Annotated in this window: 14 protein-coding genes and 1 riboswitch; of the genes, 11 read left to right on the forward strand and 3 right to left on the reverse strand. The window is 38.4% G+C overall.

The genetic code is table 11. From position 1 onward, the window contains the following. Positions 1 to 70: 70 nt before the first annotated feature. Positions 71 to 1402 carry a H2O-forming NADH oxidase gene (gene nox / locus IGI58_RS12305; protein WP_429953179.1) on the forward strand — a complete coding sequence of 444 codons (1332 nt, stop codon included), beginning with the start codon at positions 71 to 73 and terminating at the stop codon, positions 1400 to 1402. A 45-nt stretch (positions 1403 to 1447) separates the two neighbouring features. Here the strand turns inward: nox and IGI58_RS12310 are convergent, their stop codons facing one another. Beyond that, positions 1448 to 1987 carry a DUF924 family protein gene (locus IGI58_RS12310; protein WP_429953178.1) on the reverse strand — a complete coding sequence of 180 codons (540 nt, stop codon included), beginning with the start codon at positions 1985 to 1987 and terminating at the stop codon, positions 1448 to 1450. A 180-nt stretch (positions 1988 to 2167) separates the two neighbouring features. Beyond that, entirely contained in the window at positions 2168 to 2929 is a 762-nt protein-coding gene (locus tag IGI58_RS12315) for a YusW family protein (RefSeq protein WP_429953177.1), read from the reverse strand. 336 nt (positions 2930 to 3265) lie between these two features. Between IGI58_RS12315 and IGI58_RS12320 the strand changes: the two genes are divergently transcribed. From IGI58_RS12320 to IGI58_RS12330, 3 genes are all read left to right on the forward strand, one after another. Further along, the gene (locus IGI58_RS12320) at positions 3266 to 4027 is read left to right on the forward strand and encodes a DeoR/GlpR family DNA-binding transcription regulator (RefSeq protein WP_429953175.1); all 762 of its coding nucleotides are present in this window, start codon (positions 3266 to 3268) and stop codon (positions 4025 to 4027) included. 16 nt (positions 4028 to 4043) lie between these two features. Further along, the gene (locus IGI58_RS12325; RefSeq protein ID WP_429953174.1) at positions 4044 to 5444 is read left to right on the forward strand and encodes a M24 family metallopeptidase; all 1401 of its coding nucleotides are present in this window, start codon (positions 4044 to 4046) and stop codon (positions 5442 to 5444) included. A 77-nt stretch (positions 5445 to 5521) separates the two neighbouring features. Continuing rightward, positions 5522 to 5914, forward strand: coding sequence for a DUF4809 family protein (locus IGI58_RS12330; protein ID WP_429953173.1), 393 nt, complete (start codon positions 5522 to 5524; stop codon positions 5912 to 5914). Positions 5915 to 6065: 151 nt separating this feature from the next. Here the strand turns inward: IGI58_RS12330 and IGI58_RS12335 are convergent, their stop codons facing one another. After that, on the reverse strand, positions 6066 to 7580 hold the full coding sequence (locus tag IGI58_RS12335) for a lysozyme (RefSeq protein ID WP_429953172.1): 1515 nt from the start codon (positions 7578 to 7580) through the stop codon (positions 6066 to 6068). A gap of 369 nt (positions 7581 to 7949) precedes the next feature. Next, positions 7950 to 8118: riboswitch (M-box (ykoK) riboswitch) on the forward strand. Positions 8119 to 8249: 131 nt separating this feature from the next. On the opposite strand from IGI58_RS12335, the gene IGI58_RS12340 reads away from it, so the two are divergent. The 7 genes from IGI58_RS12340 (at position 8250) to IGI58_RS12370 (ending at position 18577) form a co-directional block, all read left to right on the forward strand. After that, complete coding sequence (locus IGI58_RS12340) at positions 8250 to 9167, forward strand: LCP family protein (RefSeq protein ID WP_225532827.1); 918 nt, start codon at positions 8250 to 8252, stop codon at positions 9165 to 9167. A 142-nt stretch (positions 9168 to 9309) separates the two neighbouring features. Further along, positions 9310 to 10644: an FAD-dependent oxidoreductase gene (locus tag IGI58_RS12345; RefSeq protein ID WP_429953171.1), complete on the forward strand. Its 1335-nt coding sequence runs from the start codon at positions 9310 to 9312 to the stop codon at positions 10642 to 10644. Further along, entirely contained in the window at positions 10634 to 12118 is a 1485-nt protein-coding gene (locus IGI58_RS12350) for a helix-turn-helix domain-containing protein (RefSeq protein ID WP_429953170.1), read from the forward strand. The genes IGI58_RS12345 and IGI58_RS12350 overlap by 11 nt, the downstream gene beginning before the upstream one ends. 341 nt (positions 12119 to 12459) lie before the next feature. After that, positions 12460 to 13968, forward strand: coding sequence for a glycerol kinase GlpK (gene glpK, locus IGI58_RS12355; protein WP_087639343.1), 1509 nt, complete (start codon positions 12460 to 12462; stop codon positions 13966 to 13968). 19 nt (positions 13969 to 13987) lie between these two features. Next, complete coding sequence (gene glpO, locus IGI58_RS12360) at positions 13988 to 15820, forward strand: type 1 glycerol-3-phosphate oxidase (protein WP_429953169.1); 1833 nt, start codon at positions 13988 to 13990, stop codon at positions 15818 to 15820. A gap of 1 nt (position 15821) precedes the next feature. Then, positions 15822 to 16541, forward strand: coding sequence for an MIP/aquaporin family protein (locus IGI58_RS12365; RefSeq protein ID WP_088271459.1), 720 nt, complete (start codon positions 15822 to 15824; stop codon positions 16539 to 16541). A gap of 305 nt (positions 16542 to 16846) precedes the next feature. Next, complete coding sequence (locus IGI58_RS12370; protein WP_429953168.1) at positions 16847 to 18577, forward strand: Na/Pi cotransporter family protein; 1731 nt, start codon at positions 16847 to 16849, stop codon at positions 18575 to 18577.

Raw genomic sequence — 18577 nt, forward strand, 5'->3', positions numbered from 1 at the left:
AAAAGGTGAAGCATAGAAGTCAATTGTGCCTCACCTTTTTATTTAGCAGTAACGGGAAAGGGAGGAAAAAATGAATAAAACAGTGATCATTGGTTCAAATCATGCAGGAATCGCAGCGGCAAATACATTGCTGGATCAGTACCCAAACCAAGAAGTAGTGATGATCGAAAAAAATTCTAATCTTAGCTATTTAGGCTGCGGCACAGCGCTTTGGGTCGGTCGACAAATCGATTCTTATGAAGGGCTATTTTATACAAAGAAAGAAGACTTTGAAGCGAAAGGAGCTAAAATCTATACCGAAACAACTGTAGAGAAGATCGATTTTCAACAAAAGAACATTCAATGTCAGTCCAGTACAGGAGAACGTTTTTGTGAAAGTTATGATACGCTGGTTTTAGCGACAGGTTCTAAACCGATCGCACCAAATATTCCAGGAGCTGATTTAGAAAATATCCATTTTTTAAAACGATTCCAAGATGGTCAGGCAGTAGATAAACGAATGTCAGAACCAAATATCAAAACAGTTGCGGTGATCGGTGCCGGTTATATTGGTGTAGAAATTGCTGAAGCGGCAAAACGCAGAGGGAAACACGTTCTACTTTTTGACGGAGCTGACCGTTCACTTCCTAGCTACTATGACAGAGAATTTACCGAAAAAATGGATAAAAATTTGTCAGAAAATGGCATTGAGCTGCATTTTGGTGAGTTAGCAAAAGAATACAGAGGAAGGAAGGCTGTTGAAGCGATCGTAACGAATAAAGGATGCTACAACGTTGACCTAGTGATCAATGCGATCGGTTTTTTGCCAAACAATGAACTTGGAAAAGAGCATTTAGAGTTATTTCATAATGGCGCTTACGTAGTAGACGAATATCAACAAACGAGTGATCCTTCTGTGTATGCTGTTGGAGATTGTGCCACGATCTATTCAAACGCACTTAAGAAGATCAGCTATATTGCATTGGCAACAAATGCTGTCAGAACAGGCTTGGTTGCAGGCCATAATATTGGTGGAACCAAGCTTGCTTCTTCAGGTGTTCAAGGCTCAAACGGGATCTCGATATTTGGACTGAATATGGTGTCAACAGGACTTTCAGTAGAGGCTGCGAAAAAAAATGGAATCGACGTATTGCATACAGATTATGAAGATTTGCAAAAACCTGGATTTATGGCTGATAATGCTCAAGTGAAAATCCGAATTGTCTATGAAAAAAGCTCACGTAGGATCATCGGAGCACAAATGTGTTCACGAGCAGAGATTTCAATGGGGATCCATTTATTTTCATTAGCGATCGAGCAAAATGTAACGATCGATGAATTAAAATTATTAGATATTTTCTTTTTGCCGCATTTTAATCAGCCCTATAACTACATTACGATGGCGGCTTTAACAGCAGAATAATCAACAAGACACTGACGTATTTTACGTTCAGTGTCTTGTTATTTGCTAGAATGACGAGCCTGGTTCTTTTAAAAAGGCGATCTCTTCTGCCGTAGAAGTTCTACCTAAAATGTCGTTTCGATGCGGATAGCGACCAAATCGGACTAAAATGTCACGGTGTTTCTGTTCAAAATCAAAATTTTGTTCCATTCCTTTTTCTGCAAAGCGTTTGACTGCTTCTTCATGAATCACCAAAGATTCAGAATGCATCAAAGGCATATAGAGAAAGCTGCGTTCTTGAGTAGTCAACTCATCTAGTTTGCCTGAAGTCATTGCTTCTTGAGCTAAAACAAGCGCCATTTCGTCATAAGCAAAAGATTGAGGCTGCTCTCTAAACAAATTGCGGGAAAACTGATCTAAAACAATGATCTCAGCTAAACGCCCGTGAATGGTTTTTCGCCAGTCTGATTTTTCTCCTTGAGCTACCTGTTCGTGAATAGCAGAAAACCGTTCTTTGATCAACGCATCAAAAGCCAAATCCTTTTTGAACCACTGGCTGGGTTCAGTTTCTTCGAACCAAAAATGTAAAATATCGTGAGCGTTCATGTGTCATACCTCCAGAACTGAGTGATATCTTTTATTGTAGCATATATAATGAAGCTGAGACAAAAGTGTCTAGCTTCGAGAAATAAGAAGAAACTGCTTTTATCTCGGTGTTTATTCGGAATAAAAGCCCTGGACAAAACTGTTTTTAAGTTTTGTCCAGGGCTCAATATCATCGACTGATTATTTTAATTTAAATTTTACTTTTGTATTATCATTGAATTGTCCTTGGAATTGGAATTGTTTGTAGTTTGAACCATTTCCTAGTTTGTTTAAGATATGAGTAGTTACTTCTTTTTGACTAGCTGTTTTCAAATCCAAGCCTGCAATGATTCCTTCGATCTTTGTTTGTGCTGCGCTGCCTTGCAATTGAATTTTCTTTGATTTGTCCTGATATTGTGCTTTCACTGTTCCATTAGATTTTACTTCGTATTGTAGCTCAACTTCTTGACCATTTTTGTAATCTACTTCTATTTCAAGTTTTTTCAAATCAGACTGTTCAGGAGCTTCTGGTGTTTCAGGGGTTTCTGGTTCCTCAGGTGTTTCAGGAACCTCTGGCGTTTCTGGTGTTTCACCAACATAGTAAGATTGTAAACCAAACTCAGCTTTCACATAGCCTTTTGTAATTAAGATCACTTTTAAATGCAAGTCATCTTGATAAGTCATTTTTTTCAAAAGGTTGATCGACTTAGAATAGTACAAACCAAAATCACGAGCGATCACACTTGCCTCAGAAGCACTATAACCTGCAGCTTCCCATGTATCAGCCTTTTTCAATTCGTTGTATACCTCAGTTACATTTTTACTTGTCAAAGACAAACCAGTGTACTCTAATAGATCTGCTTTGTTAAATAGAGTGATTGTTTTCGCGTAGTTTGACTCAACAACAGTTGCTGCGTCGACAGAATGTACTGCTGTTCCTAAACTTGCTGCACAAAAACTCATTGCTAAACTTGCTGCTACGATACCTTTAAAAAATTCCTCCTTTTTCTAGCTACTATTTTATGAATAATAGCTTGATTACATTATTGGACAGATAGATCATAAAGTAAAGGGTTATTAATCAATTCTCATAATTTTAAGTAAAATTTAATGTTCTTAGAGAAATGAATGTATGACTATTATTTATTTATAATACTAGATAAGTGATACATTTTATGATTGGCATCAAACGTTAAAAAAGATATGGAATGCATTTATTTGCATTTTTTTTATTAATTTTAATAGATTATTGCAAAACAATGCATTTGATGTTACCTTTAAATAAAGGAAGTGATGATAATGCTGATGGAAGAACGGCTAGTGAAAATCAAAGAACACATTGATGAACATAAAAGTGCGACGATTGAACAGTTAGCGGACAAACTTCATGTGTCAAAAGACACGATCAGAAGAGATTTGATCAAATTAGAACAACAAAATGTTATTCGCAGAACGCATGGTGGCGCAATAGCTGCCAATCGTGAGGCGTTGATCTTGAATTATGAAGAGCGCTCAAGTAAATTCACCATAATCAAAGAAAAGATCGCGCAAAAAGCAGCAATGCTCATTAAAGATAATACAAGTGTGTTATTCGATTCCTCAACGACAATTGAAGCGGTCATCAGAGAGTTGAGCAATCAGACAATGTACGCAATTACTAATTCATTGACCCATGCGACGCTTTTAGCGAAATATGATAAAACTCAAATCAGCATACTGCCGGGCAAACTTCACAAACAACAACTTTTTTTATATGGCGCTGAAACTGTAAAGAAGATCGAAGAATATCAGGTCGATTATACGATCTTAGGCATTTTTGCTATTTCTAAAGAAGGTCTTTTTATCCACACAGAAGAAGAAGGGCTGGTCAAACGCCAAATGATTGCGCAAGGTCAAAAAGTCATTGCTCTTGCAGATCATACAAAAATAAATACTACTGGTTTTTTCAAGATTTGTTCGTTAGCTGATATAGATATATTGGTCACAGACGAGCCTTTGGAGAAAGCCTTTATGCAGAAGTTAGAGGAAAATGATGTCGATGTAGTCATAATAGCAGAATGAAAAGGAGCAAAAAAAGATGGACAAAAAAATTGTACTTGGGCAGGTAAAAGAGCCGACTCTCTTTGAACATGTCGCACCTGTTTTTTTAACAGATGATACGATCAATGAACGGAAAGAAAAATTGCTGAAAGAAATGAAAAAATCAAATTTTGATGCGGTCGTCATTTATGCAGATAAAGAACACGGCGGAAATTTTGAGTACCTGACAGGTTTTATTCCGCGCTTTGAAGAAGGGCTGTTAGTGGTTGAGGCTTCAGGAAAAAGTACAGTCATTTTAGGAAATGAAAATCTAAAGATGGCAGCAGTTTCCCGTATTGAAGTGACACTAAAACATAGCCCACTTTTTTCATTGCCGAACCAACCTATGGATAATGATGCTGATTTAGAAGATATCTTTAAGGAAATCGGTCTGGCTGATCAACAAAAGATCGGGCTAGTTGGCTGGAAAATGTTTACCACAACACTTCATGATCCGAAAGGATTCTTTGATATTCCATATTTTATTGTGTCAGCGTTGTTGAATTGTTTAACAGAAAATAGTGAAGTAGTCAATGCAGCTCATCTATTTATCGGTGGAGATTCCGGTGTACGTACGATCAATAATGCCAATGAAATCGCTCATTATGAATATGGAGCAAATTTAGCCTCTTCGTGTATTTTGAATGCGATGAACGCAGTAGATGTTGGTGTAACGGAGGCTGAACTTGGTGCATGTCTGACGGCAGAAGGTCAGACAAATACAGTGGTAACGATCGCGGCGACAGGCCAGCGTTTTGAAAAAGCAAATGTGTATCCTACACATAAAAAAGTCCAATTAGGTGATCCACTATCGATGACGACTGCCTTTAAGGGTGGCTTGTCAAGTCGCACAGGCTTTGTTGTCGAAACACAAAATCAGCTCCCAACGAATCAAAGAGATTATCTGGAACGAGTAGCAAAACCTTACTATAATGCTGTTGTACATTGGTTAGAAGAGATCAAGATCGGAATGAAAGGACGCGTATTATATGATAAAATTGAAGCTGTTTTTCCTAAAGAAAAGTATCACTGGCATTTAAATCCGGGCCACTTAGTTTCAGATGAAGAATGGATGTCTTCGCCAATTTATGCTGATTCAAGAGAAACGATCAAGAGTGGAATGATTTTCCAAATCGATATCATTCCTTCCATCAAAGGCTATACAGGAGTTAGTGCAGAAGAGTGTATTGCGATTGCAGATGTCAAGCTTCAACAAACAATGGAAAAGCAGTACCCAGAACTATGGAAACGTATCATAGCTAGAAGAGCATATATAAAAAATGAATTAAATATTGAACTTGCTGATGAAGTATTGCCATTATCAAATACGGTTGCTTATTTACGTCCGTTTTACTTGGCAAAAGAACAGGCTCTACTTGTGAGTAAAAGGAAAAACTGATATTTAATAATGCTGAAACTTTTGCTATAATAACAATGAAAATGTCTATTTATGTGCAGGAGGAAGGATCTTTAAATATGAAAAATGCAACGATCACCAAAACAGTCGATTTATTAGATGGCGGCTGTAATGTTTGTGGAATAATCGAAAATGAAAATTATATCTTGGTTATCGATGAACAAGCAATCCCGTTAGAGGAATTGACAGTGAATGCTTTGGTCACAGGAATCGTTTTACAAGAAGGATTCAAAAGAAGTTATGAGTCGGACGAAGTAGATGACTTTGTATTGTATAAAAAAGAGCAGCAGGTAGTCAGATTGAAAGAAGAATATGATTTTCTGACCTATTCTAATGATAAAACCACTATTTCTACAAACGATCAATTAATAGATAAAGTGAAATTAGTCGAAAAAGTAAACGAAATTTTGAGTACTATTTTTAATTTAGAAGAATTAGACATTCATTTTTGAATAAAATCTTGGACGATAACATAACTTTTTGCTTTAAAAAAGAGAGTTCTTATAACGTATCTCACATGAAAAATGCTGAAGATAGATATAGGAGCTCTCTTTTTGTTTTTTTTGATTAGTTAATTCGTTGGATTAGTTATTTTTATTGATATTATTTTTGTAAAAACACCTGTGCATTCGTATAAGCGTTGGTATCCCCAGGGAACCAGCGTTTCAATTTAGTTGCCAATTCAACGGCGCGTTCATTATTTTCGATATTGATGATTTGTAGATAAAATTTGCCATCGCTTTGTTTGCCATAAGAAACACGAGTTGATAGAAAATATTGGCAGAATTTCTCACGTAAGTTACCACGCAAACGATTACTAATGGCTTGCCAGTCTTTTGGTAAATTATCGATTTCGACCCAGTTGTATTTTTTATCTGCTTGAGGGACGACTTTCATGTCACGCTGGTCGTAAGTAGGGATTTGTCCTTTTGTTAATCGTAGACACTCAGACGTCATGTAGTCTGTCCATTCCGGTTTGATACCGACGACTTTGACCATTAAATGTGTAGGGTATTCGATCAAAAAGACATTGCCGTTGGTCAACATCGGGCAAGTGTTTTGACGGACGAATTCAGCCATGCTTTTTGCGCCGGATTCCAGTGGAATATCATTGATGATCGTTTTGTACAAGGACCCGTTTTTGACTTCCAGATTTTGGTTGTGCCCCTGATTCATAAAGGGTTCATTAGTGATGAACCAAATCGTCCGATCCATTAGATCCTGTTCTAAGACCCAGAGGTTTCCTAATGTGGGACTACTGATCAGGTATTGATAAGGACTGCGGGATTCAGCGGTAGGTGCGACTTGACTGATCGTGTATTCTTGTCCCAAGTATTTTTTCTCTAATACGCGTCTGCTCCAATGGATACTGGCATTCGTTGCAGCAGTGCTTAGTCGAACTTTTAGCCCAACGTTGAATTTAGCTGCTGGAGCCAGAGATAGGTCTTGTTCGTAGATCCATTTGCGGTAGCTTGTTTCATTGGAGCTGATCAAGACTTCATATTCGGAGCTTTCCCATTTTGAGCTAAGAGCATGTATTTCTTCAACTTTGTAATATTGATTGACACGATTAGCTGGGATCGGTTCGTTAGAAGACCATGGAGACGTGATTTTTGCGCCGCCGGATAACAACACGATATTTCCAACTTTTACTTTGCAAGGTCTGCTTGGAAAAGGTGCTTCTAAAAAAAGTGCTGCTTCTGCAGCTCTACGATTCACTAAGCCTTGTAAAATTTGTCCATTACTGTAAACATATCGCTTCATCTCAGTTGCGGCTGCTTGCCATTGTTGACTATTTAGATAAGAAAGCAGCGCTGAATTATATAAAATATCAGGTCCTAAATTAAAGTGAAAGCTCGCAAGTGCATCAAATTGATTTTGATTCAATTGAACTTTTACATATTTAAAGATTCCAGAAGCATGAGTCAATAGATCTTCTTTCAAGAAAGCTTCTGCTTGCGCTTGTGTAATCGACATGCCTGCGTAGACCCCCTTAGTATGTCCGTAACCGATCGTCCAGACACCAGCTGAATCTTGATAGGCAGTTAAACGAAGCCCTTCAAATTGTTTTACTAAAGTAACTCCTTTTTGTGAAATAGTCATTCCTTCATTTGCCATAATATTGTTCCTCCATTTAATATAGTTGGTTGTATCTCAAAACTAGATTTAAGATCATTTGAATCGATAGCACGTCTGCTAGAGTGGAATTCCTAAATACAGTTTATATTTTTTTAATAGAGCAGAACTATCGAGAATCTGTCGTTTTTCTTTGTGTATTCCGTTTAAAAAAATAGAAAGTAGTTATTTTGAGCGGTTTTATAAGAAAATGTAAAGAGGATTTATACAGTAACTTTTGTTATTATTTGTTGTGGAAAGGATAGTGGTGAGCATAATCAAGTTTTGTTACAAAAAGGGTAGTAAAATGAAATATTTTTTATAAAATTTAATTTGACTTTGTGAAGCGATACGCTTATAGTTTTAAATGAAATAAATACTTGTTAGGTGAGGCTCCTATGTAAACACAGGCTGCTGCTCAGAAATGTCGAAAGACAGGTACGGGTAGGACAAAAATCGTCGAATTAAGGCGTTTTTCTAAGCAGCTAAAAGCAATGCTTTTTACGTTATATAGTGCTAAAACTCAACGAAGAGAAGAACTAGGTCGATCTGTCTGCGTTTATTCAGTTCTCAGATAATTATCCAAGTACTTTATCCCCTTCGCTGAGTGTTCTTGGTGAAGGATTTTTCTTTTCCAAAGGAATACATGTGAGCTGTAGAAAGGAATGTACAATGAAGAAACCGATACGAATATTGATCATCACGCTGTTATCTATCCTTCTTGTGATCGTAAGTGCGGGCTGTTATGCGGCAATCTCATTTCAGTCAGCAAGAGAAGAAAGTGAAGCAAAACTATCCCCGATCAATCAAAATTTTACTGGTGATGAACAAACAAGTGATAAAGAACTGACTGTTATGGTCGTAGGAAATGATTCGCGCGACGATGATGAGGATCAAGGACGTTCTGATACGTTGATGGTGGGTCATTATGACGGTAAAACGAAGCAACCAAAATTGATTTCTATTATGAGAGATAGTTATATGACATTTCCAGATGGCAGCCTCGATAAAATCAATGCAGCATATGCCTATGGTGGAGCGCAGATGACAAAAGAAGTCCTCAATACTAATTTTGATCTACCGATCAACTATTACGTTGTGATGGATTTTAAAGAGTTTAGTGATATCATTGATGAACTTTATCCAAAAGGTGTGAAAATAGATGCTGAGAAGGATATTAATTTAGATGGTGTCGATATTCTAAAAGGAGAACAAGTCATGGACGGCAATACTTTATTGCAATATGCCCGCTTTAGAATGGATGAAGAAGGCGATTTTGGCCGAATCAGACGACAACAGCAAGTAATGGATGCGTTGATCGACCAATCGAAAGATTTGATCCCAATTTGGGAACTGCCTCAGGTCGCAGGAAAAATCGTCGGGAAAATCGACACCAATGTTCCGACAAGCTTGTTTATTGATCTAGCGAAGGATTTTCTGACAGGAAAAGTCAAACCATTAGAATCACTTTCAGTTCCGATAGAAGGCAGCTGGAATTTCAATGATGATACTCCTTCAGGCAGTGTGATCGAGCTGGATGCACCTAAAAATGCCGATGCGATCCAGGAATTTTTGAAAGATACTAAATAGAACTATTTAAAAGGAGCAGTATATAACTCTATGAGTTATGTTCTGCTCTTTTTTTCGTTTTAGTTTATTTTCATGCGTTTTGGTTACGCATATGCTATTCTTTAAGAAAACGGTTTAGTAATTTTTGAAAGAAGGTCATGCAGTGAAAGTTGTGATTATTGGTGCATCATTCGCAGGAGTTTCAGCAGCTCTTACGATTCGAAAAAAATACCCTGAAGCTGTGATTTATCTTGTTGAAAAACAAGCGACAGTCGGTTATCTGCCAGGTGGATTGACTCTCTATTATAACGAAGCTGTAGATACGGTCGAAGAGCTTCGCTTTGTTTCAGAACAGCAATTGAAAGAAAACAGGATCGAGTTATTGTTGAATGCAAAAGTAGTGAGCATGGATTCAAATCAGCAGGTCATCCACTATCAACGATCAGACGAGCTCAATATCTTATCCTTTGATAAGTTGATTTTAGCTACAGGTTCTAGCCAATGGTCAACGAAAATCATGGGGAGCGATTCTGAGAAGGTGCTCAAGTATAAATTTTTACCTGGCGTCAAGCAAGCGATCGCTCAGCTGGAAAATTGCAAAGAAGTTGCATTGATCGGCGGTGGTCAAATTGGTGCAGAAGCTGCTGATACGCTGTTAAGTAAAGGGATAAGTGTTCATTTATATGAACGAATGGACTATCTATTATTTAAATATTTTGATCAAGAGATGATTTTACCTGTGCAACAGGAGATGGAAAAAAGAGGGGTAGTGTTTCATTTTGATGAAACGGTTGAAAAAATAGTAGAGAAGGACGATGGATTACAGATAGAAACGCAACATTCTCGTCGAACGGTCGATCGAGCTGTTTTTGCGATGAATGTCCGGCCAGACTTAAGTTATTTGGATGAAAAAATCGATAGCCACACAGACCAAACTGTTTATGTGGATCACTATTTACAAACATCTCATCAAAATATCTTTGCAATAGGTGATTGTATTCAAGTACCATATAGCTTAACAAATGATTCTTTCTATATACCCTTAGTGAATAATGCAGTTAGAGCTGGAGCTGTAGTTGCTCAAAATCTACTAGAACCTACGACAAAATTTATTGGCTCGATTCGTACGATCGGTACGAAGCTTGTTGATTATTATGTGGCAAGTACAGGTTTGACTGAAGCAGAAGGCCTTTTTCATGATCAGCCGATTGAAGTTGCTCATTTAAAGCAAACGAGTTCTTTATTCTCTGGAGAAAAAGAGATTTCCGGGAAAATTATTTTTGAAAAGGAAAGTCATCGAATTTTGGGTGCTCAGCTGGTATCAAAAGCTGATATTCTGGATAAGATCAACACGCTTGCGTTAGGCATTCAGACAGAGCAAACATTAGAGCAATTTTATCAAAAAGATTTTCTGTACCATCCTTATTTTTCGACAGTTATGGATATCACAAATCAACTCGCGTTTACTGCTTTATGGAGTGATGCCGATGAAAACTGAAGAATTACTAGACAAAAAAGAAGCAAGAGAAATCCAAATCCTGAAGAAAGTGATCTTAGCCGGCGGTCGTATGGAAGACACTGAGCTGTTGAATCATTTAGGTGTATCAAAGGCATCTTTTGAAAGTGATTTAAAAGAATTAGGTTATTATTTAAATCCATATAGTAAAGACTGTCGCTTATTTTATGATGGACAATGGGTTTCTGTAGAAATGTCCGATCGATTTTCAGTCAGTAAAGTCGTTGATGATTATATACGGGCATCGATCAAGTTTCAGCTGATCGACCATCTGTTTCATTATCGAGAGTTTACGATGGCTCAGTTGACAACAAAATTTATGATCAGTGAATCTTCCTTATTTCGAAAAATCAAAGAGTTGAACCAGCTGCTGACTGAATTCGGTCTGAAAATCCGAAATGGACAGCTAAAAGGTGAAGAACTGCAGATTCGATATTTTTATTTTCAAGTTTATTGGTTTTTGACACCATACGAACAGCACAGGGAGCGCACCTTGACACAGCAGAATATCCGAATTATCGAAGCGCTGGAAAAAGCCCTGTCGCTCTCCTTTGAGGAATATGGAAAACTGAAGATCAGTCTGTGGTTGACGATCAGCAAAAAAAGGTTGGCAGTTCAGTCTAAAACATTTAAAGAAGTCCGAAATAAAAGCCTGAACCTTGAGCAGGATCCTTTTTTTAAAACGATTCGTTCGTTCGTATTGCGTTTTTTTAGTCGTTATCCGCTTGAGATCGATGAAGAAGAAAGTATGCTGCATTTTATTTTTTTAACAAGTATGTCTGTTTTAACTGAAACTGATTTTATCCAGTATAGCTTGGTACGCGGACGGCGGACACCGTCTTCACTAGCGGACACATTTGTTTTGGAACACGTGATTTTATACTATCGTCCACAAAAATTTTATCCTGAATTGGAAAAAAAGATCTTTTATTACTTCTCACAGATTCATAGCAGGCTTTATTTTTTTAAAGGAGAATTAGAGCTGTTCGACAAGGAGAATATTTGGCAAAAAGAGCAACAATTATCCAGTCATCGTTTAGGTGAATTTGCCCATGTTCTTTTGGATAAAAGTCTTAGTTACTTGGGTGAACGTTATGAGCCTGGAAATAGTCTGCATGAATGGTCGTTGGTGAAATATTTAAGTGTGCTTTCGATCATTGATTTTGAAATCATTGGAGAAGTTCGTGTAGGCATCGATTTAAAAATGGATTTGCTATACAAAGAAGCAATGACTCAAGTATTGGTTTTAAGCTTGAAAAATTTGAACGGCTTAACGATCGAACCGTATGATCCGAAGTATACTTATGATCTTTTGATAACTAATGTAATGAACCCGCCAGTTTACCGATCTGTTGGAGAGATTTATATATTATCCGAACTTGGATCAACGTATGACATCGAGCAAATTCGTAAGAAAATCCGAGGGTATCACGGAAATAGGAAAAAAGAAGGCTGAGTGAAGTTGAGGAAAATTTTTCAGCTTCTTCCTTGTCCTTAGTGGATTTTTAGTAAAAACATTCATTTATTTTAAAAATAAAAAAAAAGATGACATTTTTAGGAATCAATTTGCGTATATTATAAGTTCATGAAATATAAAGCGTTTTCAATTTTGTTTAGGATTACATTTTGATTCTGAACGAGCCCATTACACTTTTATTATTATCTAGTTCCACGGGCTTGTCTCTCGGAAAAAAGATAAAAAATAGAAGCGGCGAAAAGCACCGCTTAGATTTTTTCCTATTTTTCTGTCGAGCCAGGACGAGCCCACTACACTTTTATTATTTAGGAGGAATTACAATGTCAGAACAAAAGTACATCATGGCGATCGATCAAGGGACTACTTCATCACGAGCAATTATTTTTGACAAAAAAGGGAACAATGTTGGAAGTTCACAGAAGGAATTTACACAGTATTTTCCAAAAGCAGGTTGGGTCGAACATAATGCAAATGAAATTTGGAATTCAGTACAATCGGTTATCGCAGGCGCTTTGATCGAATCTGGCGTTCGTCCAACAGACATTGCTGGTATTGGGATCACTAATCAACGTGAAACAACCGTTGTTTGGGATAAACAGACTGGTCTTCCCATTCATAATGCAGTGGTTTGGCAGTCACGTCAATCTTCGCCGATCGCAGATCAGCTAAAAGAGGATGGACATGGTGACATGATCCATGAAAAAACTGGTTTGATCGTAGATGCTTACTTTTCTGCCACAAAAATTCGTTGGATCCTAGATAATGTCGAAGGTGCTCAAGAGCGTGCTGAAAAAGGTGAATTGCTTTTTGGAACGATCGATACATGGCTAGTTTGGAAGCTGACAGGCGGAGAAACACACGTAACAGATTACTCGAACGCCAGCAGAACAATGCTATTTAATATCCATGACTTAGATTGGGATCAAGATATTTTAGATATTTTAAATATTCCGCGTGTGATGCTGCCAAAAGCAACTTCTAACTCTGAAGTATATGGCTTAACGAAGAATTACCATTTTTATGGTAGCGAAATTCCGATTTCTGGTATGGCTGGAGACCAACAAGCTGCATTATTCGGTCAAATGGCTTTTGAACCTGGAATGGTCAAAAATACGTACGGTACAGGCTCATTTATTGTAATGAATACAGGAGAAAAACCACAGCTTTCAGATAATAACTTACTAACAACGATCGGTTATGGAATCAATGGAAAAGTCTATTATGCTTTAGAAGGAAGTATTTTTGTCGCTGGTTCAGCTGTTCAATGGCTGAGAGATGGCTTAAAAATGATCCAAACAGCTGCAGAATCAGAAGCAGTCGCAAATGAATCTCATAATAAAAATGAAGTATACGTAGTGCCTGCATTTACCGGACTGGGCGCTCCTTACTGGGATTCTGATGCTAGAGGAGCGGTCTTCGGTTTGACTCGCGGGACAACGAGAGAAGATTTTGTTAAAGCGACACTACAATCAGTGGCTTATCAGGTACGAGATATCATTGATACGATGAAAAATGATACAGGCATCGATATCCCGATCTTAAAGGTAGATGGCGGTGCAGCCAATAACGATTTATTGATGCAATTTCAAGCAGATATTTTAAATACCTCTGTTCAAAAAGCTCAAAATCTTGAAACAACTGCTTTAGGTGCAGCTTTCTTGGCAGGCTTAGCAGTTGGCTTCTGGAAAGATCTGGATGAATTAAAAGCGTTCTATGAAGAAGGACAAATTTTTGAGACAAAAATGTCAGATGCTGAACGCGATGATTTGTATGAAGGCTGGCAGCAGGCCGTTGCAGCAACACAAATGTTTAAGCATAAATCGAAATAGAAGGAAGAGGTGAAAAGTGATGACATTTTCAATAAAAACAAGAGAAAAATCGATCGAAACCTTGAAAAACGAACAATTAGACTTGTTGATTATTGGCGGAGGAATTACAGGAGCAGGTGTTGCGCTGCAAGCAAGTGCTACTGGAATGAAGACCGGTTTGATCGAAATGCAGGATTTTGCTGAAGGAACCTCTTCACGTTCTACGAAATTAGTTCATGGCGGGATTCGTTATTTGAAAAATTTCGATGTCGAAGTTGTGGCGGATACAGTACAGGAGCGGGCGGTTGTTCAAGCCATTGCTCCTCATATCCCCAAACCTGATCCTATGCTTTTACCGATTTATGATGAGCCGAAGGCGACTTTCAACATGTTTTCAGTCAAGGTTGCAATGGATCTATATGATCGTTTAGCGAACGTGATCGGCACCAAATATGAAAACTATACATTAACAAAAGAAGAAGTCTTAGAGCGTGAGCCCCAACTTAAACGTGAAGGGCTGCAAGGTGGCGGTGTCTATCTAGATTTTAGAAACAATGATGCTAGACTAGTGATCGAAAATATCAAACGCGCATCTCAAGATGGCGGAGCAATGGTCAGTAAAGTCAAAGCAGTCGGATTTATTTATGATCATGGGAAAATCAGTGGAGTCAAAGCAAAAGACTTATTAACAGGTGAAGAGTTTGAGATCAAAGCCAATATCGTGATCAATACAACTGGCCCATGGTCTGATAAAGTTCGCGGACTGGATACGAAGGAAAAATTGACTCCGCAAATGCGTCCGACTAAAGGTGTTCACTTAGTTGTCGACAGCAGTAAGCTGTTTGTGCCCCAACCAACATATTTTGATACAGGGAAGCATGATGGCCGAATGGTCTTCGTTGTTCCAAGAGAAAAGAAAACGTATTTTGGTACGACGGATACGGACTATACAGGTGATTATGAACATCCAACAGTGACTCAGGAAGATGTAGATTACTTGCTGGAAATCGTCAACAATCGCTATCCTGAAGCAAATGTGACGATCGATGATATCGAATCAAGCTGGGCTGGACTGCGTCCGCTGATTTCTGAAAATGGTGGTTCAGATTATAATGGCGGGAATAATGGAAAGGTCTCTGACCAAAGTTTTGATCAGGTCATTGATATCGTTGAAAAATATCAGCAAAAAACAGCCACTCGTTTTGATGTAGAAAATGTCTTGAATCACTTAGAAGATTCCTTGTCTGAAAGCAAAGAAAACCCATCAGCTGTTTCTAGAGGAAGCTTGCTGGAGCGTTCTGAGGATGGTTTGTTGACCTTATCTGGCGGGAAAATCACTGATTACCGTAAAATGGCTGAAGGTGCACTTAAAGAAATTCAACGTATCCTAAAAGACGAATTTAATAAAACTATTGAGCTGATCGATTCGAAAACATATGCAGTCTCTGGTGGAGATATCGATGCTGCCAATGCTGAAGCAGAATTGAAAGCGTTAGCAAGATATGGCGTTGAGCAAGGATTATCTGAGGAGGATGCAGAATATCTCGCTCATTTATATGGCTCAAATGTGACACAGCTCTTTGAAAAAATCTCTGAGACAACACCAGTTGAAGGATTGACTTTAGCAGAAACATTGGGCTTGCATTATGCCCTTGAAAACGAAATGACGTTGACTCCTTCCGATTATCTCATTCGCAGAACGAATCATGTATTGTTTATGCGAGATACACTGGACACAGTCAAACAAGGGGTTATTTCTGAAATGGCCAATTACTATGATTGGTCTGAACAACAAAAAGCAGACTATGAACAAGAATTGAATCAATTAATAGCGGAATCTGATTTAACGACATTGAAAGAAGGAGCGAAGTAAAATGGATACTTCTAGTATGACACAGATTTTTAGTGAGTTTTTAGGAACAATGATTTTGATTCTTTTAGGGGATGGTGTGTGTGCTGCTGTTAATCTGAAAAAAAGCAAAGCAGAAGCTTCCGGCTGGATCGTGATTGCTTTTGGTTGGGCAATGGCGGTAACGATGGCGGTTTATATCTCTGGCTTTATGGGACCGGCACATTTGAATCCTGCTGTAACGATAGCGATGGCTATGGCCGGCAATTTTGAATGGGGATTAGTTGTTCCATTCATCATTGCACAGGTTCTAGGAGCTGTTGTTGGCGCGTTCTTAGTTTGGTTGGCTTATTTGCCTCACTGGAATCAAACAGAAGATCAAGGAGCTGTGTTAGGGACATTCGCGACAGGACCTGCGATTCGTAACTATCCAGCAAATATGATCACAGAAATCATTGGTACATTCGTTTTAGTTTTAGGACTGCTGTCATTTTCACAAAATACTATCACTGATGGTTTGACTCCTCTGATCGTTGGTGCATTGATTTTAGCGATCGGTCTATCTCTTGGTGGACCAACAGGCTATGCGATCAATCCAGCTCGTGATTTTGGTCCACGTTTAGCCCATCAATTACTACCGATCTCAACAAAAGGAACCTCTGACTGGGCGTATTCATGGGTACCGATCGTCGGACCTGTTATCGGGGCAGTGATCGCTGCTGGTGTGTATATGTTGATGGTTTAATGAAGGAATAAAATGAAAAGCCTGAGACAAAACTAAAAAACAGTTTTGCTTCAGGCTTTGATTTTGAATAAACGGCGAGAAAAAAGCAACTCCTTCTTAATTTATCGGAGCTAAACGCTTTTTATCTCAGCCTTTTTTCATGTAGAGTATTTCAGTGGCTTGCAGAAAATGAAGAACCATGAATTTTTAATGAAAATAACAATATTTTATTTACAACTTATGGATTTTTCTGTACTCTTAAAAGTGAAAACGTTTTTGTGTAATGCGTAACAAAGTAAGAAGTCAAGGTAAGAGGAGGAACACGTGTGTCCTATCAAGAGGTTTTATTTCCTTTTCTAGGCGGTTTAGGAATATTTTTGTTCGGTATGAAGTATATGGGAGATGGTTTGCAAAAGTCTGCTGGAGATTCGTTGCGGGAAATTTTAAATACATTTACTTCGACACCTTTACGTTCTGTTTTAGCAGGTTTGATTGTGACAGCAATTATTCAAAGTAGCTCGGGAACAACGGTTTTGACCGTTGGTTTGGTCAGTGTCGGCTTTATGTCTTTACGTCAGGCGATCGGTGTGATCATGGGAGCGAATGTCGGTACGACGGTCACCGCATTTATTATTGGATTCAATTTAAGCTCATATGCCTTACCGATCATTGGCGTCGGTTCGATATTACTTTTCTTTTCAAAACGGGAGACAGTCAATACGATCGGTCAAATCCTTTTTGGTTTTGGTTGTTTATTTTACGGATTGAAACTGATGGGAGATGGAATGGCGCCGTTAAGTGATTTGCCGCAGTTTTCTGAGCTGATGGTCAATGTGTCTCATCATCCAGTTTTAGGGGTAGGAATCGGGACGTTATTGACAATGGTGTTGCAAAGCTCCAGTGCGACGATCGGAATTTTACAACAGCTCTATAGTCAAGGGAGTTTAGCGATCGGTTCAGTGCTGCCGATTCTATTTGGTGACAATATTGGTACGACGATCACGGCGGTCATTGCTGCTTTAGGTGTCAGCGTGGCTGCAAAGAGAACTGCCGCAGCGCATGTGATTTTCAATTTGATCGGGGCGATTATTTTTACGACATTGTTGACACCATTCACAGCTGTTGTTGTTCGTATTTCAGATGTGTTTAATCTTCAGCCGGCAATGCAAATCGCTGTTGCTCATGGTCTATTCAATGTATCGAATTTATTGATCCAATTTTGGTTTATCGACAAAATAGAGTTACTTGTGCGAAAAATCATTCCAGGAAAAGATAAGAGTATTGATTTCAAACCATCGAATCTGAATGAATCCATTATTCAAAGCTCAACAACTTTAGCACTTAATCAAGCGAAGATCGAATTGTTGCAAATGGGTGATTATGTTCTTGGCGCTTTCGATGCAACGAAAGCCTATTATGAAAATCAACATGAGATCGATAAAGAAAATGCTGGTCAATATGAAACAGCTATCAATGACATCGACAACCGTTTAACGGAATATCTCGTTCAGCTTTCTGCTGTAGAATTATCGATAGCTGAAAGTCATGAACAAACGATGATGCTGGAGCTGACGAAAGATCTTGAACGGATCGGTGATCATTGCCGAAACATTATCCAAAATCTTACAGAAGCCATTCAGCTTGAAAAGAAGCAAAAAGCAAAAGACAAGAAGGCTGGAAAAGTGTCTGAACGGGACTCTCTGATTTTATATGATGAAGATGTGGTCGACCTATTTGAAAAAGTCATGAAAAATATTCGTGATTCTTTGGTTGCCTTTGAAAATGATGACAAAGAGATGGCTGCTCACATGCTGGATCGAGAGGAACAAATCGATCAAATGGTCAAAAAGCTCCGGAAAAAATATATTTCAACAATGAACAGTGGTAAAGGTCGTGCCGCAGATGGCGTTTTATTTATTGACATTGCGTCGAATTTGGAACGAATGAGTGATCGGACGATCCATATTGCGAAATACATTTTAGGGGAACGATACGGGACCGAGGAGATCGTGGTCGATCAATCAGTCAACCCTGTGATCACGCTGCAATCAGAATGA

Origin of the sequence: Enterococcus sp. AZ020 (assembly GCF_050499205.1) — a bacterium.
GTDB lineage: Bacteria > Bacillota > Bacilli > Lactobacillales > Enterococcaceae > Enterococcus_L > Enterococcus_L dunnyi.

Excerpts from the sequence above, each read along its gene's own strand:
- IGI58_RS12320 (WP_429953175.1), top strand. The coding sequence starts at position 3,266 with ATGCTGATGGAAGAACGGCTAGTGAAAATCAAAGAACACATTGATGAA.
- IGI58_RS12365 (WP_088271459.1), top strand. The coding sequence starts at position 15,822 with ATGGATACTTCTAGTATGACACAGATTTTTAGTGAGTTTTTAGGAACA.
- IGI58_RS12350 (WP_429953170.1), top strand. The coding sequence starts at position 10,634 with ATGAAAACTGAAGAATTACTAGACAAAAAAGAAGCAAGAGAAATCCAA.
- IGI58_RS12310 (WP_429953178.1), bottom strand. The coding sequence starts at position 1,987 with ATGAACGCTCACGATATTTTACATTTTTGGTTCGAAGAAACTGAACCC.
- IGI58_RS12340 (WP_225532827.1), top strand. The coding sequence starts at position 8,250 with ATGAAGAAACCGATACGAATATTGATCATCACGCTGTTATCTATCCTT.
- glpK (WP_087639343.1), top strand. The coding sequence starts at position 12,460 with ATGTCAGAACAAAAGTACATCATGGCGATCGATCAAGGGACTACTTCA.
- IGI58_RS12335 (WP_429953172.1), bottom strand. The coding sequence starts at position 7,580 with ATGGCAAATGAAGGAATGACTATTTCACAAAAAGGAGTTACTTTAGTA.
- glpO (WP_429953169.1), top strand. The coding sequence starts at position 13,988 with ATGACATTTTCAATAAAAACAAGAGAAAAATCGATCGAAACCTTGAAA.
- nox (WP_429953179.1), top strand. The coding sequence starts at position 71 with ATGAATAAAACAGTGATCATTGGTTCAAATCATGCAGGAATCGCAGCG.
- IGI58_RS12325 (WP_429953174.1), top strand. The coding sequence starts at position 4,044 with ATGGACAAAAAAATTGTACTTGGGCAGGTAAAAGAGCCGACTCTCTTT.
- IGI58_RS12330 (WP_429953173.1), top strand. The coding sequence starts at position 5,522 with ATGAAAAATGCAACGATCACCAAAACAGTCGATTTATTAGATGGCGGC.
- IGI58_RS12315 (WP_429953177.1), bottom strand. The coding sequence starts at position 2,929 with ATGAGTTTTTGTGCAGCAAGTTTAGGAACAGCAGTACATTCTGTCGAC.